This window comes from Nonomuraea sp. NPDC054003 (genome assembly GCF_055585125.1).
Window position 1 is genome coordinate 135,262 of sequence record NZ_JBVJKR010000007.1, and the last position, 24,204, is coordinate 159,465.

The following is a 24,204-nucleotide window of genomic DNA, read 5'->3' on the forward strand; positions in this document are numbered from 1 at the left end:
TACGAAAGAGTGATGGAGGTCACGATCGTCGGCGCGGGGCTCGTCGGGTGCCTGCTCGCCTGCTTCCTCGCCCGCCGCGGACACGAGGTCACCCTGTACGAGCGACGCCCGGATCCGAGAAGGGCCGGGGCCGGCGGCGGCAGGTCCATCAACCTGGCGATCTCCGAGCGGGGCGTCGACGCGCTGCGCCGGCTGGGCCTGGACCGGGAGGTGCTCGGAGCCGCGATCCCGATGCCGGGCCGGATGATGCACGCCCTCGACGGCGAGCTCACCTTCCAGCCCTACAGCGCCGACCGCGGGCACGCGATCAACTCCATCGGCCGCGCCGAGCTCAACAGGATCCTGCTGGACGCGGCCACCGCCATGCCGGGGGTCAAAGTGCTGTTCGAGCACCGGCTGACCGGGCTGGACGAGCGGACCGGCAGGCTGGAGTTCGGCTCGGGCGCCACCGCCCGCGCGCGGGTGGTGATCGGCGCCGACGGCGCCCACAGCGCGGTCCGGGCCAGGTTGCAGGCCCTGCCGGGCGTCGACTTCAGGCAGGAGTACCTCGACTACGGCTACAAGGAGCTGACCATCCCGCCCAGGGACGGCGCGTACGCCATGGAGCCGGGGGCGCTGCACATCTGGCCGCGCGGCCGCGCCATGATGATCGCCCTGCCGAACCCCGACCGGTCGTTCACCTGCACCCTGTTCTGGCCGCACGACGACCTGGCCGCCCTCGACACCCCGCAACGGATCAGGGCGCGCTTCGCCGGTGAGTATCCGGACGCGTTCGAGCTGATGCCCGGCCTGGTCGAGCACTACCAGGCCAATCCCGTCGGCCACCTCGTCACCATGCGCTGCAGCCCCTGGCACGTGACCACCGGCGAGGTGACGGCGGGGCTGATCGGCGACGCCGCGCACGCCATCGTCCCCTTCTACGGCCAGGGCGCCAACTGCGGCTTCGAGGACTGCGTCGAGCTCGACCGGTGCCTCGACGAGACGAGCGACGACTTCGCCGCGGCGCTGGAGCTGTTCGAGCGGCGCAAGGCCGACACCGACGTGATCGCCCGGCTGGCGCTGGACAACTTCGTGGAGATGCGCGACAAGGTCGGGTCCCGCCTGTTCCTGGCCGGCAAGCGGCTGGAGCACGCGCTGGAGCGGGCGCTGCCCGGCCGGTACGCGTCCCGCTACGAGCTGGTGTCGTTCTCCACCACCCCGTACTCCGAGGTGGAGCGGCGCGTCACCCGCCAGCGCCGCTGGGCCGCCGCCGCCGGACTGGCCGCCGCCATCCTGGCGGCCGGACTCACCCGTACGGCGCGCCGCAGGTGAGGCGACCCTGACGGCCCCGGCCACCGCGAGCCCGTACGGCGCGCGGCAGGTGAGGCGATCCTGACAACCCCGGCCACCGCGAGCGGACGGACGCCGCCTAGCATGTCCGGGTGATCGTGGGAGAGGTGCTCGGCCTGCTCGCCGTCGGCGCGTTCGCCGGCGTGGTCAGCACCGTGGTGAGCCTCGCCTCGATCGTGTCCTATCCGGCGCTGCTCGCGTTCGGGCTGCCGCCGCTCACCGCCAACGTCACCAACACGGTCGCGCTGCTGTTCACCGGCCTCGGCGCGGCCTTCGGCTCACGGCCCGAGCTGGCCGGGCAGGGGCCGCGGGTGCTCAGGCTGGGCTGGCTGACCATGCTCGGCGGCGCGACGGGCGCCTTCCTGCTGCTGGTCACCCCGTCCGAGACCTTCGAGCAGATCGCCCCCTGGCTGATCGGCCTGGCCTCGCTGCTGCTGATCCGCCCGCCCCGGGGAGAGCTCAACAGCGAGCACGGGCCGCTCATGCGCTGCGCGCTGTTCGCCGTCGCGATCTACGTCGGCTACTTCGGGGCGGCGGGCGGCATCCTCATGCTGGCGGTCCTGTCGTCGATGCTGGAGGGCAGCCCGGCCAAGCTGAACGCGCTGAAGAACGTGCTGTCCGGGATGGCCAACGCGGTCGCCGCCACCGGCTTCGCGGTGTTCGGGCCGGTCGACTGGGGCGCGGCGGTCCCGCTGGCCCTGGGGTTCCTGCTCGGCGGCTGGTTCGGCCCCAAGATCGCCCGGCGTCTTCCCGGCCAGAGCCTCCGCTACCTCGCCGCCGCCTGCGGCCTGGCGGTCGCGGTGAAGCTCGGCTACGACGCGTACACGAGCTGACCGCCGTTCAGACGAGCCCGGCGAAGCGGCGGGCCACCTCCCGCCAGATCGGCGCGGAGACCGGCTCGTCCGCCACCGCCCGCGCGTACACCTCGTCCGGGTCGAACCCGTCGGCCCGCCACTCCCTGATCCGGGCCGGCGGCACCTCCGGGTGGAACTGCACCCCCCACGCCCGGCCGCCCACCCGGAACGCCTGGTACGGGCAGCGCGCGGTCTCCGCCAGCCACACCGCGCCGGGCGGCAGCGCGGTGATGGCGTCGACGTGGTGCTCGATGGCCGGCACCACGCCGGGCAGGTCGTGGAAGAGCGGGTCATCGGCGGCCTCCGGCCGGATGGTGACCGGCAGGCTGCCGTTCTCGGGGGCGCCCGCGTCGGCGGTCACCTCGCCGCCCGCCACCTCGGCGATCATCTGCCCGCCCAGGCAGATGCCGAACAGCGGCACCTCCGCCGCCAGCGCCTCGGCCACCAGCTTGCGGGTCGGCGCCAGCCACGGCGCCCGGTCGTCGTCGCCCGGCAGGTAGCCGCCGCCCAGCATGATCATGGCGTCGTGCCGCAGCCGGTCGGGCACCGGCTCGCCGTCGTAGGCGTGCACCACGTCCAGCCGCAGCCCCGCCTCCTCCAGCCAGCCGCCCCACCGGCCCGGGCCGCCGCTCCGGCTGTTCTGCACCACCAGGACGTCACGCATCGCGGGCCTCCGCCATCGAGCCGAGCATCAGTTCGTCCACGTCCCCGGCCCGGCCGAGCCCGAAGCCGCCGGAATGACGGCTCACGGAAGGTTCGCCGCCCTCGCGGTGTGGCGCAGCAGCAGCGCCGTGGTCACCGGCCCCACGCCGCCCGGCACCGGGGTGAGGGCCCCGGCCCTGGCCGACACCGGCTCGAAGTCGACGTCGCCGGCCAGGCCGCCGTCGTCGGTGGGGTTGGTGCCGACGTCGATGACGACCGCGCCAGGGGCCACGTGATCGGCGCCGATCAGCCCCGCCCGGCCCACGGCCGCGACCAGCACGTCGGCGGTGGCGGTGACGGAGGCCAGGTCGCGGGTGCGCGAATGGCACACCGTCACCGTGGCGTGCCGGTCGAGCAGCAGGTGGGCCAGCGGCTTGCCGACCACCGTGGAGCGGCCCACCACCACCGCGCGCCTGCCCTTCAGCTCGACGCCGTAATGGTCGAGCAGCGCCATCACCGCCGCCGCCGTGGCGGGCGCGAACGCGGGCAGCCCGGCGGCCAGCCTGCCCAGCGAGAGCGGGTTGGCGCCGTCGACGTCCTTGCGCGGGTCGATGGCCCCGGCCAGCTCCTGCGCCGAGGCGCCCGGCGGCAGCGGCGTCTGCAGCATCAGGCCGTGCACGCCGCCGTCCCCGCTGAGCCTGACGAGGCTCTCGCGGATCTGCCCGGGGCTCGCGGCGGGGCCGAGGTCCACGATGTCGGCCGCGATGCCCACCCCGGCCGCCGCCTTGGCGATCGAGCGCACGTACCACAGGCTCGCCTCGTCGTCGGTCGCCACCACCACGGCCAGCCGCGGCTGCGGCCCGGCCGCCACCTCGGCGGCCGTCTGCGCCCTGATCGCCTGCGCCAGCTCCTTGCCGGTCAGCTTCCTCACGCGCCCGCCCTCTCGCCCGCCAGTGTCCTCAACTCCCGTCCGTTTCCCTGCGCCAGTCCTACGGCGCGAAGGGGTCGCTCACGTCTTCAGACCGGTGCGTACCTCGGCCGTCACCCGCTCGGCGCGGGCGGCGGCGGAGTCGACCTCGGCCAGGCGCGACAGCAGCGCGCCGCGGGTGCCCTCGTCGGTGATGCCGCCCAGGTTGACCTCGACGTTCACCCGGGCCGTGGTCAGCGCGGCACGCGCCGCCTCGGCCGCCGCCGCGACGTCGGTGAGCAGGTTGCGGTTGCCGATCGGCAGCAGCGCCTCGCAGAGCTCCACCAGCCGGTACGCCGTCTCGGCCACCCGCGCGGGCGGCTCGGCCGCGCCGGCCAGCGCGCGGGCGATGGAGAGGCTGCGCTCCTCGCCCTTGGGCAGCCGGTAGGCGTCGGTCACCGCGGTGAACGCCGCCGCGTCGGCCTCCGCCAGGTCCAGCGCCCGCGCCCGCAGCTCGTCGGTCTCGCCGATCACGGCGTAGACGACCGCCGCGTGCTCGGCGTACTTCTCGCCGGTGGAGTAGCGGGCCACCATGCCCAGCAGCGCCGCGGCCTGCGCCGCGTGCAGGGCCGCGGTGGCGCCCCCGCCCGGCGCGGGCACCTTGCCGGCGAGCTCGGACAGGAAGGCGGCGATGGTGGTGTCACGCATGCCAGGCATTCTGCCAGCCCCGTGCCCCCGGCCGGTCAGTCGCGGCGCATCGGGCGGGTGGCGTCGTCCCCGCGCCACGGCTCACCGGCGTACGGGTCGCGCTCGGCGGCGGGCGGCGGGCCGGAAGGACCGGCGGGACCGGAGTAGGCATGCGGACCGGGGGCGTAGTAGGGCGCGGGCTGGCCGTCCGTCCTGGGCCGCCCGCGCCACCGCGACGGGAACGCCGACGCCGCCAGCAGCAGCACGCCGAGGAGCAGCAGGAACCCCAGGTAGCCGGCGTTCATGTAGCCCCTGGCCAGGGGCAGGGGCAGCCAGTTCGTCGGCAGCAGGCGCGTGCCGCCCAGCTCCAGGATCGGCAGCAGGCCCAGCACCGTGTACTGCAGCCCGCCCAGCAGCGACGCGACGGGGGACAGCCGCGACCCCACCAGGAACGCCAGCCCGATCGCGGTGACCACCAGCACCCCGATCGCCGCCCAGGAGACGGCGAAGAACCGCTGGGCGGAGAGGGTGATCTCGCCCGTGCCGTACAGCAGGCCGACCAGAATCAACGACGGGAGGAACAGGCCGGCGACGAACCCGAGCACGTGACGAACACCGTTGGTCATGACATTCCCCGTTGTTCGGTTGGCCCCCCAAGCTACCGCGTGGATTCCCGCACGACGAGGTCGGGCTGGAACATGATCTGCTGGTGGGCGTGCGTGTCGGGGTTGTCGCACTCGTCGAGCAGCAGCTCGGTGGCCGCCCGCCCGAGCTGGTAGGTCGGCTGCCTGATCGAGCTGAGCGACACGGTCGAGGCCGAGGCGAAGTCGATGTCGTCGTACCCGATGAGCGACACCTCCTCCGGCACCCGCACCCCCGCCTGCAGCAGCCCGCGCAGCACGCCCAGCGCCAGCAGGTCGTTGGCGCAGAACAGCGCGTCCGGCAGCACGTCCTGGGCCAGCAGCTTCTCGGCGGCCTGCTGCCCGGCGGCGGCGGTCATCGCCGGCATGGCCACCTCGCGCAGGTCGCGCGGGTCGCGCCCGGCGGCGGCCAGCGCTCGCTCGGCGCCGCGCCGCCGGTCCTGGCACTGGCGCATGGCGGCCGGCCCGGTGACGTAGGCGACCCGGTCGGCGCCGCCCGCCAGCAGGTGCTCGACGGCCATCGCCCCGCCCGTCACGTCGTTGACCGCGACCGCGCACTGGTCGGGCCGCTCGGCCGGGTGGTCGACGAGCACCACGCTGATGCCGCGCTCGCGCAGCCGGTCGAGCCGGATCGGGTCCTGGTCGGAAGGGGTGATGAGCACCCCGCGCACCCGCTGCTCGGCGAAGACGAGCAGGTTGCGCTCCTCCTTGACCCGGCTGCCCGAGGAGTTGCCCAGGATGACGGCGTAGCCGCGCTCGCTGGCCAGGTCCTCGACCCCGGCGGCCACGTCGGTGAAGAACGGGTTGCCGATGTCGATCACGGACAGGCCGATGGTGCGGCTGTGGCCGGCGCGCAGCGTGGACGCCGAGCCGTGCCGGACGAAGCCCAGCTCCCTGATCGCGCTCTCCACCCGGTCGCGGGTGGCCCCGGCGACCTTCTCGGGCCGGTTGAGCACGTTGGAGACGGTGCCGGGCGACACCCCCGCCAGGGCCGCGACATCCTTGATGGACGGGCTCGGCCGGGTTGCCCCGGCCGGCGCCTCGTCCCAACCGTCGATACTCATCCGCGTTCCCGTGGTTCGTAGGTGCGCACGCCCGCGCTGCGCCGGACCAGCTCCCGCATCTCGGCCAGGCCGCCGACCAGGCCGCGCGCGCGAGCCTGCACCAGCGCGTTGCCGAGCGCGGCCGCCTCGACGGGACCGGCCACGACCGGCAGCCCGGTCGCGTCGGCGGTGAGCCGGCACAGCAGCGTGTTCAGCGACCCGCCGCCCACCAGGTGGACGACCTCGACCGGCCGGCCGCTGAGGCGGACGGCGTCGGCGATCGCCCGCTGGTAGGCGAGGGCGAGGCTCTGCAGGATGCATCGTACGACCTGCGCGCGCCCCTCCGGCGCCGGCTGCCCCGTGCGGGCGCAGTAGGCGGCGATCCTGGCCGGCATGTCGCCCGGCGGCAGGAACGACGGATCGTCCGGGTCGACGACCGTGTCCGTGCGCGCGGTCTCCGCCTCGGCCAGCAGCGGCTCCAGGGGCGGGCCGCCCCAGGCGCGCAGGCACTCCTGGAGGATCCACAGGCCCATGACGTTGCGCAGATAGCGGGTGGTGCCGTCGATCCCGGCCTCGTTGGTGAAGTTGGCCAGGCGGCTCTCCTCGGTGAGCACGGGCGCGGGCAGCTCGACGCCGACCAGCGACCAGGTGCCGCAGGAGACGTAGGCGAAGCGGTCGGTCCCGGCGGGCACGGCCACCACGGCCGAGGCGGTGTCGTGGGAGGCGACCTTGACCACGTCCGTGCGGTAGCCGACCTCTTCCGCCACGTCCTCCCGCAACGGGGAAGCGCTTTCCAGAAAGTCCGGGAAAATCCGCCGGGGCAGCCCCAGCTTGTCGATCAGCTCCCAGGCCCACTCCCGCCCGCTCACGTCGTACAGGGCGGTGGTGGAGGCGTTGGTCCGCTCGGCCCCGATGGTCCCGGTCAGCCAGTAGCCGAGCAGGTCCGGGATCAGCAGCATGGTCTCGGCCCGGTCGAGCGGCTCGCAGAGCAGCTGGTTGACGGTGTTGAAGGGCAGGAACTGCATCCCCGTCACCTCGTACGGGTCCACCCGCTCGGTGAAGCGGGCGGTGCGCGCGTCGCGGTAGTGCACCGGGTTGCCGATCAGCCTGCCGTCGCCGTCGAGCAGCCCGTAGTCCACCGCCCACGAGTCGACCCCGACGGACTCGGCCGGGCCGGCCTTGCGCAGCCCGTCGAGCACCCCCTGGTAGAGGGAGAGGATGTCCCAGTGCAGGGTTCCCCCCACCCGTACGGGCCGGTTGGGGAACCGGTGCACCTCCTCCAGCTCGATCCGTCCGCCGGACACGCCGGCGCTCATCACCCGCCCGCTGGAGGCGCCCAGATCAACAGCTGTGAATCGCACGACCTTGATTAAAACGTAGCAACTCCATCTGCGCCAGACATCGGCCGCAGGCATTGACGGCCACGGGTGCAGCACCTAGATTCCGGAAACATCCAGTTAAAACGTTTGTCGTCCGGAGGACGCATGAGTGGTCCCCCCGCCCTCGCGCTCGCCAACGTCAGCAAGTCGTTCGGCGCCGTGCGGGCCCTGCGCGAGGTGTCGCTGGAACTGTTCGCAGGGGAGGCGCACGCGCTCGCGGGGGAGAACGGCGCCGGCAAGTCCACCCTCGTCAAGACGCTCGCCGGGGTCCACCGCCCGGACAGCGGCCAGGTGCTGCTGAACGGCGAGCCCGTCGTCTTCCACAACCCGGCCGACGCCCAGCGGGCCGGCGTGGCCGTCATCTACCAGGAGCCGACGCTCTTCCCCGACCTGTCCGTGGCCGAGAACATCTTCATGGGCCGCCAGCCCCGCACCTCGCTGCGCCGCATCGACCGCCGCGCCATGCGGGCCCGGTCCGCTGAGCTGTTCGCCCGGCTCGGCGTCACCGTCGACCCCGAACAGCCGGCCCGCGGCCTGTCCATCGCCGACCAGCAGCTCGTCGAGATCGCCAAGGCCATCTCCAGGAACGCCCGGGTCCTGATCATGGACGAGCCGACGGCCGCGCTGTCGGGCAACGAGGTCGCCCGGCTGTTCTCGGTCGTGGAGGCGCTGCGCGGGCAGGGGTGCGCCGTCCTGTTCATCTCGCACCGGCTGGACGAGATCTTCTCCCTCTGCCAGCGGGTCACGACCCTGCGCGACGGCGCCTGGATCGCCAGCGAGCCCGTCGGCGGGCTCACCCACGACGACCTGATCCGCCGGATGGTCGGCCGCGAGCTCGGCGCCCTCTACCCCAAGCGGGACACCGAGGCGGGCGAGGTGGCGCTCCGGGTCGAGCGGCTGACCAGGGAGGGCGTCTTCACCGACGTCTCGTTCGAGGTGCGGCGCGGCGAGATCGTCGCGCTCGCCGGCCTGGTCGGGGCCGGCCGCAGCGAGGTGGCCAGGGCGGTCTTCGGCATCGACCGGTGGGATGCCGGAGCCGTGCACGTGGACGGCCGGCCGCTGCCCGCCGCCAGCCCGACCGCCGCCATGGCCGCCGGGCTCGCCCTGGTGCCGGAGGACCGGCGGCAGCAGGGCCTGGTCATGGAGCTGTCCATCGAGCGCAACATCGGCCTGACCGGGCTGCGCTCGCTGCGCCGCGGCCTCACCATCTCCCGCGCCGCCGAACGCGACCGGGCCAGGGACTGGGCGGTCCGGCTCCGGCTGAAGTTCGCCGGTCTCGGCGACAACGTCGGCGTGCTGTCCGGCGGCAACCAGCAGAAGGTCGTGCTCGCCAAGTGGCTGGCCACCGGCCCATCGGTGCTCATCGTCGACGAGCCCACCCGCGGCATCGACGTCGGCACCAAGGCCGAGGTGCACCGGCTGCTGTCGGAGCTGGCCGGGCAGGGCATCGCGGTGCTGATGATCTCCTCCGACCTGCCGGAGGTGCTCGGCATGGCCGACCGGGTGCTGGTCATGCACGAGGGCCGGATCACCGCCGAGATCCCGCGCGCCGAGGCCACCGAGGAGAGCGTCATGTCCGCCGCCACCGGGAGAGCCGCGTGACCGCCGCCACCACCCGGCCCGAACCCGCGGCCCGCGACCGCAGCGCCCGCAACCTGGTCGACCTGGTGTTCAGGGCCCGCGAGCTGAGCCTGGTCCTCGCGCTGGCCGCGCTCGTCGGCGGCACCGCCGCCGTCAACCCGAACTTCCTGTCCGGGCAGGGCGTCGAGGACATCCTGCTCAACACCGCGATCCTGGCGCTGCTGGCCGTCGGCCAGTCGATGGTGGTCATCACCCGCAACCTCGACCTGTCCGTCGGCTCCGTGGTCGGGCTGGTCGCGTTCGTGGTCGGCGACGCGCTCGCGAGCGGCTGGGGGGTCGTGCCGGGCGTCGTGCTCGGCATCGCCATCGGCGCCGCCTGCGGCCTCCTCAACGGGCTGCTGGTCAGCTTCTGCCGGGTGCCCGCCCTGGTCGTGACGCTCGGCACGCTCTACGTCTTCCAGGGCGTGTGCCACTACGTCGCGGCCGGTCGCCAGATCAACGCGGTCAACCTGCCGCCCGCGCTGCTGTCGCTGGGCAACGGGGCCGTGCTCGGCGTGCCGTACCTGCCGCTCATCACCGTGGTGATCATGTTCGCGATCGGCTACTACCTGCGGGCCTACCCGAGCGGGCGGGAGTTCTACGCGATCGGGTCCAGCCCGGAGGCCGCCCGGCTGGCCGGCGTCCCGGTCCGCCGCCGCGTCCTGGCCGCCTACCTGGTCAGCGGCTGCCTGGCCGGGCTCGCCGGAGTGCTCTGGCTGGCCCGCTTCGGCACCGTCGTCGCCGACTCCGCCAACGGCTGGGAACTGCTGGTGATCAGCGCGGTCGTGGTCGGCGGCGTGGCCATCACCGGCGGCGTGGGGAGCGTGTACGGGGCGGCGCTCGGCGCGCTGCTGCTCACCGTGATCGGCGGCGCCCTGGTCGTGCTCCGGGTCAACCCGTTCTGGCAGCAGGCCATCACCGGCGCGCTGCTCCTGATCGCCATCAGCGTCGACCGGGTGCTGGCCCTGCGGGTCGCCCGGCTGCTCAGAAGGAGGAGCCGCCATGGCTAGAGTGCTCCGCTGGGACGTGATCATCGGGCTGCTGCTGGTCGCGGTGTTCGCGGGCGGCGCCCTCGGCTCGCCCTCGTTCGCCACCGCGGGCAACCTGTCGTTCGCGCTCGGCGACCTCGGCGAGATCGCGCTCATCGCGCTCGCCATGACCATGCTCGTGGTGGCCGCCGAGGTCGACCTGTCGGTCGCGTCCGTGCTGGGCCTGTCGAGCGCGCTGGTCGGCGCGCTGTGGGACGGCGGCATGGCGATCGAGACCATCATCCCGCTCGTGGTGCTCACCGGCGCGCTCTGCGGGCTGGTCAACGGGCTGCTCGTCACCCGGCTCGGGCTGCCGTCGCTGGCCGTCACGATCGGCACCCTCGCCCTCTACCGGGGGCTGGCGTACGTGGTGCTCGGAGACAAGGCGGTGGCCCAGTTCCCGCCCCAGTACACGGCGCTGGCCGTGGACGACGTGCCCGGCACGTTCGTCCCGTACCCGGTCGCGCTGTTCGTCCTGCTGGCCGTGGTCGTCGCGGTGGTGCTGCACGCCACCGGCTTCGGCCGGGCGCTGTTCGCGATCGGCGCGCAGGAGCAGGCCGCGTTCTTCAGCGGCATCCGGGTCAAGCGGATCAAGCTGCTGCTGTTCGTGTTCTCCGGCACGGTCGCCGCCTTCGCCGGGGTCGTCTTCACCCTGCGGTACGGGTCCGCGCGCGCCGACAACGGGCTCGGCATCGAGCTGGCGGTGATCGCGGCCGTGCTGCTGGGCGGCGTCGACTTCGACGGCGGCAAGGGCACGCTCGGCGGCGTCATCGCCGGCGTGCTGCTCATCGGGCTGCTGCGCAACCTGCTCATGCTCAACGACGTCTCGACCGAGATCCAGTCGATCGTCACCGGTCTCCTGCTCATCGTCTCGGTGCTCACCCCCCGTCTCATCTCCCTGCTCAGACCGGTCAGATCCGGCACGTCGGCACTGAAAGGAACCCCATGAGACCGATGCGCCTCGCCGCACTCACGGCAGTGCTCGCCCTCGGCGTCGCGGCCTGCGGCGGCACCACCAAGTCGAGCGTCACGTCCGCGCCCGCGCAGCCGCCCGCCTCGTCCGCGGCGGCCGCCGCCGACCCGGACGCGCCGATCAAGCAGGGCCTGAAGCTGGCCTTCCTGCCCAAGCAGATCAACAACCCCTACATGACGATCGTCGCCGAGGCGGGGGCCGAGGCCGCCGGGGAGTTCCAGGGCGAGGCCAAGGAGGTCGGCCCGTCCGACGCGTCCGCGTCCTCGCAGATCTCCTACATCAACACCCTCACGCAGCAGGGCCACGACGCCATCCTCATCTCGGCCAACGACCCCAACGCCGTGTGCGGCCCGCTCCAGCAGGCGAGGGACAAGGGCATCAAGATCGTCTCGTACGACTCGGACGCCGCGCCCGAGTGCCGTGACCTGTTCATCAACCAGGCCGGCTCCGAGGAGGTCGGCCGCAGCCAGGTCCAGCTGCTCGCCGAGATGATCGGCCACAAGGGCGAGATCGCGATCCTGTCGGCCACGGCCAACGCCACGAACCAGAACACCTGGATCGAGTTCATGAAGGACGAGCTGACCAAGGCCGAGTACAAGGACATGGAGCTGGTCAAGGTCGCCTACGGGGACGACGACGACCAGAAGTCGTTCACCGAGACGCAGGGCCTGCTGCAGGCCTACCCCGACCTGAAGGGCATCATCTCGCCCACCACCGTCGGCGTCGCGGCGGCGGCCCGCTACATCTCCGGCTCCAAGTACAAGGGCGAGGTCGTGCTCACCGGCCTCGGCACGCCGAACCAGATGCGCCAGTTCGTCAAGGACGGCACCGTCGAGAAGTTCGCCCTGTGGAACCCGAAGGACCTCGGCTACCTGGCCTCCTACGCGGCCGCCGCGCTGGTGTCCGGGCAGATCACCGGCGCCGAGGGCGAGACGTTCAAGGCGGGCAAGCTCGGCGAGCGGACCATCGGCGCGAAGGGCGAGGTCATCCTCGGCCCGCCGTTCACCTTCGAGGCGTCCAACATCGACGACTTCGACTTCTGACCCTCACGCATCGACACACAGTGCGCGCGCGTCCCGGGACCGGCCCGGGGCGCGCGTGCGCGGGAAGGAGAGATCTGTGGAGCGGGTGTGCTTCCTGCTGAAGGTCCGGCCGGACCGGCTCGACGAGTACCGCGAGCGGCACCGGCACGTGTGGCCGGAGATGCTCGACGCGCTGCGCGGGGCCGGATGGCGCAACTACTCGCTCTTCCTGAGCGACGACGGCCTGCTCGTCGGCTACCTGGAGACCGACGACTTCGAGGCGGCGCAGCGGGCGATGGCGGCCACCGGGGTGAGCACCCGGTGGGAGACCGACATGGCGCCGTTCTTCGAGTCGGGCCGGGCCGACCAGGGCCGGGTCCTGCTCGGAGAAGTCTTCCATCTGGATTGAATCGGGGATATGAGAATGATCAAGGAATCGCTCCGCGCCCAGCGGATCGAGACGCCGTCGTGGGCGTACGGCAACTCCGGCACGCGCTTCAAGGTGTTCGCCCAGCGGGGGGTGCCGCGCGACCCGTACGAGAAGATCGCCGACGCCGCCCAGGTGCACGCGTTCACCGGGGTGGCGCCGACGGTGGCGCTGCACATCCCGTGGGACAAGGTCGACGACTACGCCGACCTGGCAGGTCACGCCGCCGGGCTGGGGGTGGGCATCGGCGCGATCAACTCCAACGTGTTCCAGGACGACGACTACAAGCTGGGCAGCGTCACCCACCCGGACCCGAAGGTGCGGGCCAAGGCGCTGGCGCACCTGCTCGAATGCGTGGACATCATGGACGCCACCGGGTCCGACACGCTCAAGCTGTGGTTCTCCGACGGCACCAACTATCCGGGGCAGGACGACATCAGGGCCAGGCAGGACCGGCTGGCCGAGGCGCTGGCCGCCGTCTACCAGCGGCTCGGCGACGACCAGCGGTTCCTGCTGGAGTACAAGCTGTTCGAGCCCGCCTTCTACATGACCGACCTGCCCGACTGGGGCACCGCGTACGCGCACTGCGTCAAGCTCGGCCCGAAGGCGCAGGTCGTGGTCGACACCGGCCACCACGCGCCGGGCACCAACATCGAGTTCATCGTGGCGTTCCTGCTGCGCGAGGGGAAGCTCGGCGGCTTCGACTTCAACTCCCGCTTCTACGCCGACGACGACCTCATGGTGGGCGCCGCCGACCCGTTCCAGCTCTTCCGGATCATGTACGAGGTGATCGGCGGCGGCGGGTTCACCGAGCGGACCGCCTTCATGCTCGACCAGTGCCACAACATCGAGCCGAAGATCGCCGGACAGATCCGGTCGGTGATGAACGTGCAGGAGGCCACCGCCAAGGCGCTGCTCGTGGACCGGGAGGCGCTGGCCGCGGCCCAGCGGGCCGGTGACGTGCTCGGCGCGAACGCCGTGCTGATGGACGCCTACAACACCGACGTGCGGCCGTTGCTGGCGGAGCTGCGGGAGGAGTCGGGGCTGGCGCCGGACCCGATGGCCGCGTACGCCAAGTCCGGATATTTCGAGAAAATCGCCGCCGACCGGGTGGGCGGCGCCCAGGCCGGGTGGGGCGCCTGATGACCACGCCCGACGAACTCCTGGCCCGCTCCCACCGGCTCGGCGCCGACCCCCGCAACACCAACTACGCCGGCGGCAACACCTCCGCCAAGGGCTCCGCGACCGACCCGGTCACCGGCGGCGACGTCGAGCTCATGTGGGTCAAGGGCTCCGGCGGCGACCTCGGCACGCTCAAGGCCGCCGGCCTCGCCGTGCTCCGGCTGGACCGGGTCCGCGCCCTGGTGGACGTCTACCCGGGCGTCGAGCGCGAGGACGAGATGGTCGCCGCGTTCGACTACTGCCTGCACGGCAGGGGCGGCGCCGCCCCGTCGATCGACACCGCCATGCACGCCCTGGTCGACGCCGCCCACGTGGACCACCTGCACCCCGACTCCGGCATCGCGATCGCCACCGCCGCCGACGGCCCCGAGCTGACCGAGCGGATCTTCGGCGACCGCGTGGTGTGGGTGCCGTGGCGGCGGCCCGGTTTCCAGCTCGGCCTGGACATCGCCGCCATCAAGAAGGACCACCCCCGAGCCATCGGCTGCGTGCTCGGCGGCCACGGCATCACCGCCTGGGGCGCCACCAGCGAGGAGTGCGAGCGCAACTCGCTCGACATCATCCGCACCGCCGAGGCCCACATCGCCGCGTACGGCCGTCCCGACCCGTTCGGGCCGGTGGTCCACGAGCCGCTGCCGGAGGAGGCCAGGCGCCGCCGCGCCGCCGAGCTGTTCCCCGTCGTCCGGGGCCTGGCCGGCACGGACGCCCGGCAGGTCGGCCACTACACCGCCACCCCCGAGGTGCTCGACTTCCTGTCGCGCGCCGAACACCCCCGGCTGGCGGCGCTCGGCACCTCCTGCCCGGACCACTTCCTGCGCACCAAGGTCGCCCCGCTCGTGCTGGACCTGCCGCCGGACGCCCCCCTGGCCGACGCGGTGACCCGGCTGCGCGAGCTGCACGCCCGCTACCGCGACGACTACGCCGCCTACTACCGGCGGCACGCCACCCCGGACTCGCCGCCGATGCGCGGCGCCGACCCGGCCATCGTGCTCGTGCCCGGCGTCGGCATGTTCAGCTTCGGCAAGGACAAGCAGACCGCCCGGGTGGCCGGCGAGTTCTACGTCAACGCGATCAACGTGATGCGCGGCGCGGAGGCGCTGTCCAGCTACCGGCCCATCGACGAGGCGGAGAAGTTCCGCATCGAGTACTGGGAGCTGGAGGAGGCCAAGCTCCGGCGGATGCCGAAGCCCAGACCGCTGGCCGGACGGGTCGCCCTGGTGACCGGCGGCGGGTCCGGCATCGGCGCCGCCACCGCCCGCCGGCTGGCCGCCGAGGGCGCCTGCGTGGTGGTCGCCGACCGCGACCTGGCCGCCGCCGAGAAGGTCGCCGCCGAGCTGGGGGCCGCCGCCCACCTGCGGCGGGACGTGGCGATCGCGGCCGGCGTGGACGTGACCTCCGAAGAGCAGGTCCAGGAGGCGATCCGGCAGGCCGTGCTCGCCTTCGGCGGCGTCGACCTCGTCGTCAACAACGCCGGGCTGTCGCTGTCGCGGTCGCTGCTGGAGACCACGCTCGACGACTGGGACCTCCAGCACGACGTGATGGCGCGCGGCTCGTTCCTCGTCTCCCGCGAGACCGCCCGCGTGCTGATCGACCAGGACCTGGGCGGCGACATCGTCTACATCTCCTCCAAGAACAGCGTCTTCGCCGGGCCGAACAACGTCGCCTACGGCGCCGCCAAGGCCGACCAGGCCCACCAGGTACGGCTCCTCGCCGCCGAACTGGGCGCCCACGGCATCCGGGTGAACGGCGTCAACCCCGACGGCGTGGTCCGCGGCTCCGGCATCTTCGCCTCCGGCTGGGGCGCCAACCGGGCGGCCGTGTACGGGGTCGAGGAGGAGAAGCTCGGCGAGTTCTACGCCCAGCGGACACTGCTGAAGAAGGAGGTGCTGCCGGAGCACGTGGCCGCGGCCGTGTTCGCGCTCACCGGCGGCGACCTGTCGCGCACCACCGGCCTGCACGTCCCCGTCGACGCCGGGGTGGCCGCCGCGTTCCTGCGCTGACCCGTACCGGAACCCGCCCCCGGCAGGACAGCCGGGGGCGGCGTCTTTGTCGGTGCCGTCGGGCATGATCGGCGCCATGCTGGAATGGCTTGACAAGCTCGAGACGCTCGACCGCGCCATGGACGACCTCCATATCACCGCCCACGACGAGCGGGAGCGGATCCGCGCGAAGGCGCACACCGTGCTGGAGGTGGTCCACCGCCACCTGGCGAAGGCGGACCGGGCCACCTGCCGCGAGGCCGCCGTCCGCCTCGCCCGGCTGCGGGCCGACGCATACGGCCGCGAGCTGTCGCTGGCCGTCCACCGCGGCGGGGCGTGGACCCCGGCCGAGATGACCGAGCTGTTCGCCGCCGCCAGGAAGCGCCGGCTCGACCACGGCGACGTCGGCTGGATCAGCCATCTGGCCGGCGAGAGCGCCGCGCTCCCCGCGGAGGCGCGGCACGAGCCGTGGAAGGCGGTCGAGCCGCTGTTCGACGCGATCGAGGAGTGCCCGCTCAGCCCCGACGAGCGCAAGGGCATGCAGCGCGCGCTCGCCCGGGTCAATCCCAGCCCGCTCGCTCTTCCTCTGGGCAGAGACGGCTGGGGCGCTGCCGTACGCGACCACCTGGGCGAGCCGCCCGCCCCGCACCTCGTCGCCCTCGTCGACCACCTGAGCGTGGCCGGCGGCCCGCGCCCGGCCAAGGCGTGGCGCGCCCGCTGCCTGGAGCTGCTGGCGGTCGAGGGCGCCGGCGAGCTGGTCGCGGCCGGTCTGCGCGCCTTCGACGGCGCCCGCTACGAGGGCGGCCGTCACGGGGGCCCGGCCCGCCTCCTCATGACCGACGTCAACACCGACGTCGCCCGCGGCTTCGCCTGGGCCGCGGCCCTGGCCGGGGTCGGCGGCGCGGCGCCCGCCCTCACCCGGCTGGTCCTCGCGGCGGGCGGCCACGGCAGCGGCATGGAGCCCGACCTCAAACTGGCCAGCGGCGTCGTCCACGCGCTGGCCGAGTGCGAGGGCGCCGTCGACGCGCTGCGCCGCCTCCAGCAGGACGTCAGGAGCAGATCCCTGCTCAAGCAGATCGCCGCCGCCCTGGCCACGGCCGCCGCCCGCCACGGCGTCACCGCCGCCCAGCTCGTCGAGCGCGGCGTCCCCGGGCACGGGCTGTCCGCCGACGGCAGCCGCGACTGGGCCGACGGCGCGTGGACCGTCACCGTCACCGTCGAGGACGCCAGGACGGTGCGCGTCACCGCCCGCGACGCCGGTGGCCGCACCAGGCGCGGCCTGCCCTCCGGGCTCGCCGCCACCGGCGAGATCAAGGCCCTGGTCAAGGAGGTGCGGCACACCCTGTCGGCCGAGCGTGACCGGCTGGAGGCCCTGTTCGGCGTCGAACGGTCCTGGCCGCCGGGGGAGTGGGCCCGCCTCTACCGCGACCACCCCGTCACCGGCGCCGTCGCCCGCGCCCTCATCTGGCATGACGGCGCCCCGTTCCTGCCCGGCGACCGCGAGCCCGGAGGCGAGGTCACCCTCTGGCACCCCGCCCGCGCCCCGATGGAGGAGATCCGCGCCTGGCGCGAGACCGTCGCCGAGCGGCGGCTGCGCCAGCCGTTCAAGCAGGCCTACCGCGAGGTCTACGCGCTCACCCCGGCCGAGGAGCACGCCGCCTCCTCCGGCAGGTTCGCCGCCCGCCTCGTCGGCCACGACCGCCTCTACGCGCTCGCCAAGCAGCGCGGCTGGCAGCCCGCCTGGCTGCGCCACCACGGCGAGCCGGGCGAGGCATGGAAGGAGCTGGCCGAGGGCGCCTGGCGGGTCCGGTTCGGCTACGAGCTGACCGGCGACGCCGCGTACGCGACCACCGGCCAGGTCCGCTTCGACCGGCGCGACGGCCGCCGGTGGCGGGAGACGCCCCTGGCCGGGGTGCCGCCGTTGGTCTTCAGCGAGGCCATGCGCGACGTCGATCTGTTCGTCGCCGGCCCCGCCCGGGACGGCGACCGCCACGCGCGCTCCGCCGAGGCGTACGAGCTTCCGGCGTCGGCGCGGGTGCGCCGCGACGCGCTGGAGCGCATCCTGCCCGGCACCGCCATCGCCGGCCGGTGCACGCTCACCGACCGCCACCTGGTCGTCCGCGGCGACCTGCGCACCTACAAGATCCACCTGGGCGGCGCTAGCGTCCTCATGGAGCCCGGCGACGTCCCCCTGTCCATCGCCGGCGCACGCAAGCCCGGCGGGCGGATCTTCCTGCCCTTCGAGGAGGACGGCACGCTCGCGCTCATCCTCGCCAAGGCGTTCCTGCTGGCCGCCGACACCGGGATCACGGACGAGAGCGCCAGATCTGTTGGGAGCGCTCCCAATCAGGGCTAGGGTGAGGGCGGACCGGTCGCGTGACGACTCTGGAGGAAGACGCCTGATGGCTGCCGTATCCCTGCCCGCGTTCCCCGCCCCGCTGCGCTGGCTGAACGAGCCCGAAGGGTGGCGCGCCGACGGCGACGACACGCTCGTCATCACCGCGGCGGCGGGCACCGACCTGTTCTCCGATCCCGGCGAGCCGAACCGCTACGCCAACGCTCCCGCCCTGGTCGGACGGCTCGACGGTGACTTCACCCTCAGCGCCCGGGTCAAGCTCGACCTCCGCTCCACCTTCGACGCGGGCGTCCTGCTGCTGTACGCCGACGGCGACCGGTGGGCCAAGCTCTGCCTCGAACTCTCCCCGCAGGGCACGCCCACCGTCGTCTCGGTGGTCACCCGGGGCGTCTCCGACGACTGCAACTCCGTGCCCATGACCGGCGACGACATCAGGCTCCGCGTCTCCCGCGTCGGCGCCGCCTTCGCCTTCCACGTCGCCGAAGGGGCAGGCCCCTGGAGCCTCATCAGATACTTCGCGCTCGACGGCGACCCCGAGGCCGGCTTCCTCGCCCAGAGCCCCACCGGACAGGGCGCCACGGTCCGCTTCGAGGACATCCGGTACGCGTCCGAACGGCTGACCGATCTGCGCAACGGGGAGTGAGCAATCCTCAGAGGTCGCTGTGAAGCCCGCTCCTGGGCCTTTGCGGCGGCCCGCGGCAGGGGGATCGTGGGCCGCATGAGATCAGCGATCCTCAAGACCGCACTCTGCGCGGCGCTCGCGGGCGCGCTCCTGGCTCCGCCCGCCCAGGCGGCCGCCCCGCCCGCCACCTTCCCGCTGCCGGCGGGGTTCCAGCCGGAGGGCATCGAGATCGGCCCCGGCCCGCACGCCTACTTCGGATCGCGGGCGACCGGCGACATCTACCGCGCCGACCTGCGCACCGGCCAGGGGAAGATCATCAGCAAGGGCCCGGGCACCCAGTCGCTCGGCCTCAAGTCCGACGACCGCGGGCGGCTGTTCGTCGCCGGGGGCAACGCCGGCGACGCACGCGTCATCGACCTGCGCACCGGCGCGGTGATCAGGTCGTACCAGCTCGCCACCGGCACCGCGTTCGTCAACGACGTGCTGCTCTTCCGCGACGCCGCCTGGATCACGGACTCGGCCAACCCGGTGCTCTACAAGCTCCCGCTCGGCCGCCACGGCGGGCTCCCGCGGGAGGCGGTGACCATCCCGCTCACCGGCGCGATCCAGTTCGCCACCGGCACCAACGCCAACGGCATCGCCCCCACGCCCGACCACAGGAACCTGCTCGTCGTGCAGTCCAACACCGGCAAGCTGTTCAGGACCGACCCGCGCAGCGGCGTCACCACCGAGGTCGACCTCGGCGGCGAGTCGCTCGCCAACGGCGACGGCCTGCTGCTGCGCGGCCGCACCCTGTACGTGGTGCAGAACCGGCTGAACACGGTGGCCGTGGTCCGCATGAGCGCCGACGGCTCGTCGGGACGGGTCGTCGACCGGCTGACCGACGACCGGTTCGACGTGCCGACCACGGTGGCGGCCTTCGGCGGGCGCCTCTACCTGCCGAACGCCCGCTTCACCACCCCGCCGGCCCCCGACACCGCCTACGACGTGGTGTCCGTCAAGGCCGGGCACTGACCGTCAGGACGGGGGCCGGATCGAGGCCAGATACTCCTCGAACGGGACGACGTCCTCGGCCTCCGCGCCGCCGGCCCGCTTCCCGTTCACCGTCGGCGCGGCGTGCGGGGCCCGGCGGCCCATGAGGTCGGCCAGCTCCGACGCCGCGCGGGCGATCCGGTCGGACAGCCCGTCGGTGAAGGCGTCGTCGCCGCCGCCCCAGTCCTCGGAGGCCGCGTACACGGCGGTCGGCGTCACCACGGCGCGCAGGTACGCGAAGAGCGGACGCATCGCGTGCTCCAGCACCAGCGAGTGCCGGGGCGTGCCGCCGGTGGCGCCGATCAGGACCGGCTTGCCCGCCAGCGCCTGCGGGTCGAGCACGTCGAAGAACGACTTGAACAGCCCGCTGTAGGAGGCGGTGAACACCGGGGTCACGGCGATCAGGCCGTCGGCCCCGGTGACGGCGTCGATCGCCTGCCGCAGCCGGGTGTTCGGGAAGCCGGTGACGAAGTTGTTGGCGATGTCCACCGCCAGGTCGCGCAGCTCGACGACGGTCGTCTCGGCCGCGCCGCCGAGCCGCTCGCCGGCGGCCTGCGCGAGGCGGTCGGCGAGTAGGCGGGTGGAGGACGGCTGGGTCAGCCCGGCCGTCACGACGACGAGCTTCATGCGTTGACCTCCTTGACGTTCTCGGCTTCCCGGGCGGCGACCAGGGAGGCGTGGGTGGGGGCGTCGGGGACGCCGGCCGGGCGGCCGATCGCGAACTCCTTGCGCAGCACCGGCACGACCTCCTCGCCGAGGATGTCGAGCTGCTCCAGCACCGTCTTCAGCGGCAGCCCGGCGTGGTCCATGAGGAACAGCTGCCGCTGGTAGTCGCCGAAGTACTCGCGGAACCGCAGCGTACGGTCGATGACCTGCTGCGGGCTGCCGACCGTCAGCGGCGTCTCGGCCATGAAGTCCTCCAGCGACGGCCCGTGGCCGTACACCGGGGCGTTGTCGAAGTACGGGCGGAACTCGCGGATCGCGTCCTGGGAGTTCTTGCGCATGAACACCTGCCCGCCGAGCCCGACGATGGCCTGCTCCGGCGTGCCGTGCCCGTAGTGGGCGTACCGCTGCCGGTAGAGGCTGATCAGCCGGATGAAGTGCTCCTTCGGCCAGAAGATGTTGTTGGCGAAGAACCCGTCGCCGTAGTAGGCGGCCTGCTCGGCGATCTCCGGAGTGCGGATGGAGCCGTGCCACACGAACGGCGGCACCCCGTCCAGCGGGCGCGGCGTCGAGGTGAAGCCCTGCAGCGGGGTCCGGAAGCGGCCCTCCCAGTCGACCACGTCCTCGCGCCACAGCTTGTGCAGCAGCGCGTAGTTCTCGACCGCCAGCGGGATGCCCTGCCGGATGTCCTGCCCGAACCACGGGTAGACCGGCCCGGTGTTGCCGCGCCCCATCATCAGGTCCACCCGGCCGTCGGCCAGGTGCTGCAGCATCGCGTAGTCTTCCGCGATCTTGACCGGGTCGTTCGTGGTGATCAGGGTGGTGGCGGTGGACAGCACCAGCCGCTCGGTCCTGGCGGCGATGTAGCCGAGCATGGTCGTCGGCGAGGACGGCACGAACGGCGGGTTGTGGTGCTCCCCGGTGGCGAACACGTCCAGGCCCACCTCCTCGGCCTTGAGCGCGATCCGCATGATCGCCTTGATGCGCTCGCCCTCGGTGGGGGTACGCCCCGTGGTCGGATCCGTGGTCACGTCGCCGACACTGAAGATCCCAAACTGCATTTTAGTCACCCACCTGTACTGTTGAAGTTTCAACAGCTATGTAAGCGTCCGGGCATACCGCGTTATTCCAGGGTGTCACAGAGCGTTGATCGCGGCCGCGTCGAGAACCCGGACGGGCGCACCGTGCGCGGCCACCGCGATCATAGCCCGCCCGATCTGCTCCGTCGTGGTCACCGACGACGGGAACACCCGCCGCAGGATCGGATAGAACGGCGCCGCCACCACGTACGCCAGCCGGTAGAGCCGGGTCCTGGACGTGGCCCCGTGCAGCGGCTGGATGTATCCGGGGCGGAACACGAAGGCCTCCAGCGGCAGCGCCAGCAGCGCGTTCTCCGTCTCGCCCTTCACCCTGGCCCACATCGTGCGGCTCCGGGCGTCGGCGCCGATCCCCGACACGTACACGAACGTCGAGCCCGGGCTGAGGCCGGCCAGCGTGCCCGCCGCCGACAGCGTGAAGTCGTACGTGACGCGCCGGTACTCCCGCTCGCCCATCCCCGCCGAGGACACCCCCAGGCAGTAGAAGCAGGCGTCGTACCCGGCCAGCTCGCCCGCGACGGGCGCCAGGTCGAGCAGGTCGGCGTGGCGGATCTCGCGCAGCTTGGGATGCGCGAGCCCGGTGGGGGAGCGGCCGACGGTCAGCACCGCCTCCACCCGGTCGTCGGCCAGGCACTCGCGCAGCACGCCCTGCCCGAGCATGCCGGTGGCGCCGAACACGACGACCCTCATGACCGCAGCCTAACCCCCCAGGTCGGCGGCCGCCTCGCGCAGCCTGCGGCGGACCCACGGCGGGATGTCCAGCCCTCGCGTCGAGATCGCGAGGGCCCAGCGCGGGTCCGCGGTCGCCCCCGGCACCGCGACGCCGGCGCACGCCACCTCCTCGCGGAACTGCCCGTGCTCCTCCACCACCTGGTCCTCGCGCATCCCGCCCAGCTCCGCCTCCAGCTCCTCCGGCCGGACGGGCGTCGCGGGCGTGAACCGCCGCATCCCGGTCTCGGCGAGCAGCGCCCGCCGCGCCTCCCGGGGGAGCGTCAGCATCAGCGCCTTGCCGAGCGCGGTCGCGTGCGGCGCCGCCTCCAGCCCTGTCTGCAGATCCTCCAGGTACGGCGACGCCGGCCCTTCCGCCACCCCCGCGACCACCAGCCGGCTGTCGGCCAGCCGCGCCAGATAGGCGGTGTGCCCGGTGGTCGCCGCCAGGTGGGTGAGCACCGCCCACGCCTCCGGAGGCCGGCGGAAGGCGTCCAGCATGTCGTGGAAGCGCTCGGCCACCTGAGGCCCGAGCAGGTAGTCCCCGGTGGGCCGCCGATGCAGGTAACCCTCGTAACAGAGCGTGCGCACCAGATGGTAGGACGTCGACAGATTCAGCCCGCACCGGCGCGCGATCACCTTGACCGTCAGCGGCCGGTCGGACTGGGAGACCTCCTCCAGCACGCGCAGCGCGCGGGACACGCTACGGATGAGATCGCTGGGTTCCTCGCCATTCATGCACACCAGCATCCGCCGGACCTCCGGTGTGCGCCATCTGAAAACCGGCAGGCTACCCCCGGCGACACCCCGCGGACCCCTCACCGGCCGAGTGTCAATCCTGTGGTCACGGCCACGGCCATGATCGCGACCAGCACCCCCGCTCCTATCTTCATCGTCCTGGACCTCATCAGGAGGCCGAGGCAGAACAGCAATATGGCCGGCGTGAGCAGGACGACACTCATCACCGGGACGGCCCTCCACACGCCTCGGGCCCCGGTGGGGAGGGCCTGGTCTCCCTGCGGGCCGATCGCGGCCGGGAACGTCTCGCCCACCTCCACGTCCGCCACGGTTTTGATGACGATCGGCGCTCTGGCCGGGTCCTCGAACACGAACCGGGCCTCGCAGTCGTAGCGGGTGCTGCGTCTGACCCGGTACGCCCTGCAGGACAGGACGGTCGCGGTCCCGGGCGTCCCTCTTATCCCGAGCGCCGTCTGCACCTCGGGCACGGTCGAGTCGAGGATGAGGAACGGAATCCCCACCAGTGCGAAGACCAGCATGAGCACCCCCAACCCGGCGAACACTTTCGCGCTGGTCTCACCCGCCGGAGAGGAGCCGTCCGCGGTGAGCCGCTGCTCCCGCGCCCGCGCGCCGGCGGCCTTCCGCCGCTCCCGCGCTCCGGCGTAAGCTCGGGCCGCCTCCCACCGTTGCCGCCTGTTACGGCGCTCCCGCGTCCTCTTCCCCATGATCAGATCGTGGACGGCGGCACTTGAGGACTGGTTGTGATCGACTAGTGCGCCCGGGCGGCTTAGTTCCAGTCGTGATCATTCGGGAGGAGGTCCCGGCGGAACCCCGGTCGAGCGGCTGTGCCGTCACCTCGTCCGGTCACCTGCGGTTCCTGGACGAACGAGGACGTCGCCCTGAGCCTGGTCCTGCGCCGCGCCGAGGCCGCCGTCGTCGTCTGGGAGCCTGCGAGGGGACGCGCTGCGAAGGGCTGCACGCCGTTTGCGGGCTGCTCGGCCTCGACGCCGACGACCCCGCCCTCCGGCTGCCGCTGCGCGGGTTCGCCGCGGCCTGCGACGAGACGGCACTCCACTGGCTGAGAAGCGACCGTCCTTGCCAGATCGAGACCCTGGCCGGCATCTGGATCACCTTTCTGCCGGCCGCGATCCGCGCCGCCCGTGACCTGTCGCCGACCCCTGCTCTGAACGACGCGTACGACCTGCTCCAGCCCGGCCACTGACCCGGCGACGCACTCGCGTCGGCCGGCCAGTCGTCAGAGCGGCGCTCCCGGCG

General features: G+C 73.0%; 24 protein-coding genes. 13 read left to right on the plus strand and 11 right to left on the minus strand.

Translation table 11 applies throughout. The features are described from left to right. Positions 1–12 precede the first annotated feature (12 nt). Positions 13–1,311, plus strand: a complete 1,299-nt coding sequence (locus tag ACZ6YG_RS19810) for an FAD-dependent oxidoreductase (RefSeq protein ID WP_466018810.1) — start codon at positions 13–15, stop codon at positions 1,309–1,311. Positions 1,312–1,421: 110 nt separating this feature from the next. After that, positions 1,422–2,162, plus strand: coding sequence for a sulfite exporter TauE/SafE family protein (locus tag ACZ6YG_RS19815; RefSeq protein WP_271279364.1), 741 nt, complete (start codon positions 1,422–1,424; stop codon positions 2,160–2,162). A gap of 7 nt (positions 2,163–2,169) precedes the next feature. Here ACZ6YG_RS19815 and ACZ6YG_RS19820 read toward each other — a convergent pair whose 3' ends face one another. The 6 genes from ACZ6YG_RS19820 to ACZ6YG_RS19845 form a co-directional block, all read right to left on the minus strand. After that, on the minus strand, positions 2,170–2,847 hold the full coding sequence (locus tag ACZ6YG_RS19820) for a type 1 glutamine amidotransferase (protein ID WP_148030746.1): 678 nt from the start codon (positions 2,845–2,847) through the stop codon (positions 2,170–2,172). An 81-nt stretch (positions 2,848–2,928) separates the two neighbouring features. Continuing rightward, the gene (locus ACZ6YG_RS19825; RefSeq protein WP_271279362.1) at positions 2,929–3,756 is read right to left on the minus strand and encodes a bifunctional 5,10-methylenetetrahydrofolate dehydrogenase/5,10-methenyltetrahydrofolate cyclohydrolase; all 828 of its coding nucleotides are present in this window, start codon (positions 3,754–3,756) and stop codon (positions 2,929–2,931) included. A 78-nt stretch (positions 3,757–3,834) separates the two neighbouring features. Continuing rightward, positions 3,835–4,440, minus strand: coding sequence for a cyclodeaminase/cyclohydrolase family protein (locus ACZ6YG_RS19830; protein WP_364232235.1), 606 nt, complete (start codon positions 4,438–4,440; stop codon positions 3,835–3,837). 35 nt (positions 4,441–4,475) lie between these two features. Beyond that, the gene (locus tag ACZ6YG_RS19835; protein ID WP_148030749.1) at positions 4,476–5,045 is read right to left on the minus strand and encodes a hypothetical protein; all 570 of its coding nucleotides are present in this window, start codon (positions 5,043–5,045) and stop codon (positions 4,476–4,478) included. Between the two features lie 32 nt (positions 5,046–5,077). Continuing rightward, positions 5,078–6,124: a LacI family DNA-binding transcriptional regulator gene (locus ACZ6YG_RS19840; protein ID WP_219548214.1), complete on the minus strand. Its 1,047-nt coding sequence runs from the start codon at positions 6,122–6,124 to the stop codon at positions 5,078–5,080. Continuing rightward, complete coding sequence (locus ACZ6YG_RS19845) at positions 6,121–7,419, minus strand: rhamnulokinase (protein WP_466019000.1); 1,299 nt, start codon at positions 7,417–7,419, stop codon at positions 6,121–6,123. The genes ACZ6YG_RS19840 and ACZ6YG_RS19845 overlap by 4 nt, the downstream gene beginning before the upstream one ends. 168 nt (positions 7,420–7,587) lie before the next feature. On the opposite strand from ACZ6YG_RS19845, the gene ACZ6YG_RS19850 reads away from it, so the two are divergent. The 10 genes from ACZ6YG_RS19850 (at position 7,588) to ACZ6YG_RS19895 (ending at position 19,705) form a co-directional block, all read left to right on the plus strand. Continuing rightward, positions 7,588–9,084: a sugar ABC transporter ATP-binding protein gene (locus ACZ6YG_RS19850; RefSeq protein ID WP_466018811.1), complete on the plus strand. Its 1,497-nt coding sequence runs from the start codon at positions 7,588–7,590 to the stop codon at positions 9,082–9,084. Continuing rightward, positions 9,081–10,112, plus strand: coding sequence for an ABC transporter permease (locus ACZ6YG_RS19855; RefSeq protein ID WP_466018812.1), 1,032 nt, complete (start codon positions 9,081–9,083; stop codon positions 10,110–10,112). The genes ACZ6YG_RS19850 and ACZ6YG_RS19855 overlap by 4 nt, the downstream gene beginning before the upstream one ends. Further along, a complete protein-coding gene (locus tag ACZ6YG_RS19860) occupies positions 10,105–11,079 on the plus strand; it encodes an ABC transporter permease (protein ID WP_148030753.1) in 975 nt (324 codons plus the stop codon). Before ACZ6YG_RS19855 ends, ACZ6YG_RS19860 begins: the two co-directional genes overlap by 8 nt. Next, on the plus strand, positions 11,076–12,146 hold the full coding sequence (gene rhaS, locus ACZ6YG_RS19865; protein WP_466018813.1) for a rhamnose ABC transporter substrate-binding protein: 1,071 nt from the start codon (positions 11,076–11,078) through the stop codon (positions 12,144–12,146). Before ACZ6YG_RS19860 ends, rhaS begins: the two co-directional genes overlap by 4 nt. A 76-nt stretch (positions 12,147–12,222) precedes the next feature. Next, positions 12,223–12,534, plus strand: coding sequence for an L-rhamnose mutarotase (locus tag ACZ6YG_RS19870; protein WP_148030755.1), 312 nt, complete (start codon positions 12,223–12,225; stop codon positions 12,532–12,534). A 9-nt stretch (positions 12,535–12,543) separates the two neighbouring features. Then, positions 12,544–13,695, plus strand: coding sequence for an L-rhamnose isomerase (rhaI, locus tag ACZ6YG_RS19875; protein WP_466018814.1), 1,152 nt, complete (start codon positions 12,544–12,546; stop codon positions 13,693–13,695). Beyond that, complete coding sequence (locus ACZ6YG_RS19880) at positions 13,695–15,734, plus strand: bifunctional aldolase/short-chain dehydrogenase (RefSeq protein WP_466018815.1); 2,040 nt, start codon at positions 13,695–13,697, stop codon at positions 15,732–15,734. Before rhaI ends, ACZ6YG_RS19880 begins: the two co-directional genes overlap by 1 nt. Positions 15,735–15,810: 76 nt before the next feature. Then, positions 15,811–18,069 (plus strand): DUF4132 domain-containing protein, encoded by a 2,259-nt coding sequence (locus tag ACZ6YG_RS19885; RefSeq protein ID WP_466018816.1) that lies wholly within the window; start codon positions 15,811–15,813, stop codon positions 18,067–18,069. Between the two features lie 46 nt (positions 18,070–18,115). After that, positions 18,116–18,712 (plus strand): DUF1349 domain-containing protein, encoded by a 597-nt coding sequence (locus tag ACZ6YG_RS19890; RefSeq protein ID WP_466018817.1) that lies wholly within the window; start codon positions 18,116–18,118, stop codon positions 18,710–18,712. A gap of 75 nt (positions 18,713–18,787) precedes the next feature. Then, complete coding sequence (locus ACZ6YG_RS19895) at positions 18,788–19,705, plus strand: NHL repeat-containing protein (protein ID WP_466018818.1); 918 nt, start codon at positions 18,788–18,790, stop codon at positions 19,703–19,705. Between the two features lie 3 nt (positions 19,706–19,708). Here ACZ6YG_RS19895 and ACZ6YG_RS19900 read toward each other — a convergent pair whose 3' ends face one another. From ACZ6YG_RS19900 to ACZ6YG_RS19920, 5 genes are all read right to left on the minus strand, one after another. Then, positions 19,709–20,350, minus strand: a complete 642-nt coding sequence (locus tag ACZ6YG_RS19900; RefSeq protein ID WP_466018819.1) for an FMN reductase — start codon at positions 20,348–20,350, stop codon at positions 19,709–19,711. Then, positions 20,347–21,447 (minus strand): LLM class flavin-dependent oxidoreductase, encoded by a 1,101-nt coding sequence (locus ACZ6YG_RS19905; protein WP_466018820.1) that lies wholly within the window; start codon positions 21,445–21,447, stop codon positions 20,347–20,349. The genes ACZ6YG_RS19900 and ACZ6YG_RS19905 overlap by 4 nt, the downstream gene beginning before the upstream one ends. A gap of 75 nt (positions 21,448–21,522) precedes the next feature. Then, positions 21,523–22,173, minus strand: coding sequence for a Rossmann-fold NAD(P)-binding domain-containing protein (locus ACZ6YG_RS19910; RefSeq protein ID WP_219548189.1), 651 nt, complete (start codon positions 22,171–22,173; stop codon positions 21,523–21,525). A 9-nt stretch (positions 22,174–22,182) separates the two neighbouring features. Further along, positions 22,183–22,893, minus strand: coding sequence for an IclR family transcriptional regulator (locus ACZ6YG_RS19915; protein ID WP_187281077.1), 711 nt, complete (start codon positions 22,891–22,893; stop codon positions 22,183–22,185). Between the two features lie 116 nt (positions 22,894–23,009). Further along, on the minus strand, positions 23,010–23,654 hold the full coding sequence (locus ACZ6YG_RS19920) for a hypothetical protein (protein ID WP_466018821.1): 645 nt from the start codon (positions 23,652–23,654) through the stop codon (positions 23,010–23,012). A gap of 74 nt (positions 23,655–23,728) precedes the next feature. On the opposite strand from ACZ6YG_RS19920, the gene ACZ6YG_RS19925 reads away from it, so the two are divergent. After that, positions 23,729–24,151 (plus strand): hypothetical protein, encoded by a 423-nt coding sequence (locus ACZ6YG_RS19925; protein ID WP_466018822.1) that lies wholly within the window; start codon positions 23,729–23,731, stop codon positions 24,149–24,151. The last annotated feature ends 53 nt before the right edge of the window (positions 24,152–24,204 follow it).

What these genes read in the sequence shown, in the direction of transcription:
- ACZ6YG_RS19820 (WP_148030746.1), bottom strand. Translation starts at nt 2,847, where the DNA reads ATGCGTGACGTCCTGGTGGTGCAGAACAGCCGGAGCGGCGGCCCGGGC.
- ACZ6YG_RS19890 (WP_466018817.1), top strand. Translation starts at nt 18,116, where the DNA reads ATGGCTGCCGTATCCCTGCCCGCGTTCCCCGCCCCGCTGCGCTGGCTG.
- ACZ6YG_RS19900 (WP_466018819.1), bottom strand. Translation starts at nt 20,350, where the DNA reads ATGAAGCTCGTCGTCGTGACGGCCGGGCTGACCCAGCCGTCCTCCACC.
- rhaI (WP_466018814.1), top strand. Translation starts at nt 12,544, where the DNA reads ATGAGAATGATCAAGGAATCGCTCCGCGCCCAGCGGATCGAGACGCCG.
- ACZ6YG_RS19835 (WP_148030749.1), bottom strand. Translation starts at nt 5,045, where the DNA reads ATGACCAACGGTGTTCGTCACGTGCTCGGGTTCGTCGCCGGCCTGTTC.
- ACZ6YG_RS19830 (WP_364232235.1), bottom strand. Translation starts at nt 4,440, where the DNA reads ATGCGTGACACCACCATCGCCGCCTTCCTGTCCGAGCTCGCCGGCAAG.
- ACZ6YG_RS19920 (WP_466018821.1), bottom strand. Translation starts at nt 23,654, where the DNA reads ATGGGGAAGAGGACGCGGGAGCGCCGTAACAGGCGGCAACGGTGGGAG.
- ACZ6YG_RS19880 (WP_466018815.1), top strand. Translation starts at nt 13,695, where the DNA reads ATGACCACGCCCGACGAACTCCTGGCCCGCTCCCACCGGCTCGGCGCC.
- ACZ6YG_RS19910 (WP_219548189.1), bottom strand. Translation starts at nt 22,173, where the DNA reads ATGAGGGTCGTCGTGTTCGGCGCCACCGGCATGCTCGGGCAGGGCGTG.
- ACZ6YG_RS19850 (WP_466018811.1), top strand. Translation starts at nt 7,588, where the DNA reads ATGAGTGGTCCCCCCGCCCTCGCGCTCGCCAACGTCAGCAAGTCGTTC.
- ACZ6YG_RS19840 (WP_219548214.1), bottom strand. Translation starts at nt 6,124, where the DNA reads ATGAGTATCGACGGTTGGGACGAGGCGCCGGCCGGGGCAACCCGGCCG.
- ACZ6YG_RS19810 (WP_466018810.1), top strand. Translation starts at nt 13, where the DNA reads ATGGAGGTCACGATCGTCGGCGCGGGGCTCGTCGGGTGCCTGCTCGCC.
- rhaS (WP_466018813.1), top strand. Translation starts at nt 11,076, where the DNA reads ATGAGACCGATGCGCCTCGCCGCACTCACGGCAGTGCTCGCCCTCGGC.
- ACZ6YG_RS19860 (WP_148030753.1), top strand. Translation starts at nt 10,105, where the DNA reads ATGGCTAGAGTGCTCCGCTGGGACGTGATCATCGGGCTGCTGCTGGTC.
- ACZ6YG_RS19885 (WP_466018816.1), top strand. Translation starts at nt 15,811, where the DNA reads ATGCTGGAATGGCTTGACAAGCTCGAGACGCTCGACCGCGCCATGGAC.
- ACZ6YG_RS19905 (WP_466018820.1), bottom strand. Translation starts at nt 21,447, where the DNA reads ATGCAGTTTGGGATCTTCAGTGTCGGCGACGTGACCACGGATCCGACC.
- ACZ6YG_RS19845 (WP_466019000.1), bottom strand. Translation starts at nt 7,419, where the DNA reads ATGAGCGCCGGCGTGTCCGGCGGACGGATCGAGCTGGAGGAGGTGCAC.
- ACZ6YG_RS19895 (WP_466018818.1), top strand. Translation starts at nt 18,788, where the DNA reads ATGAGATCAGCGATCCTCAAGACCGCACTCTGCGCGGCGCTCGCGGGC.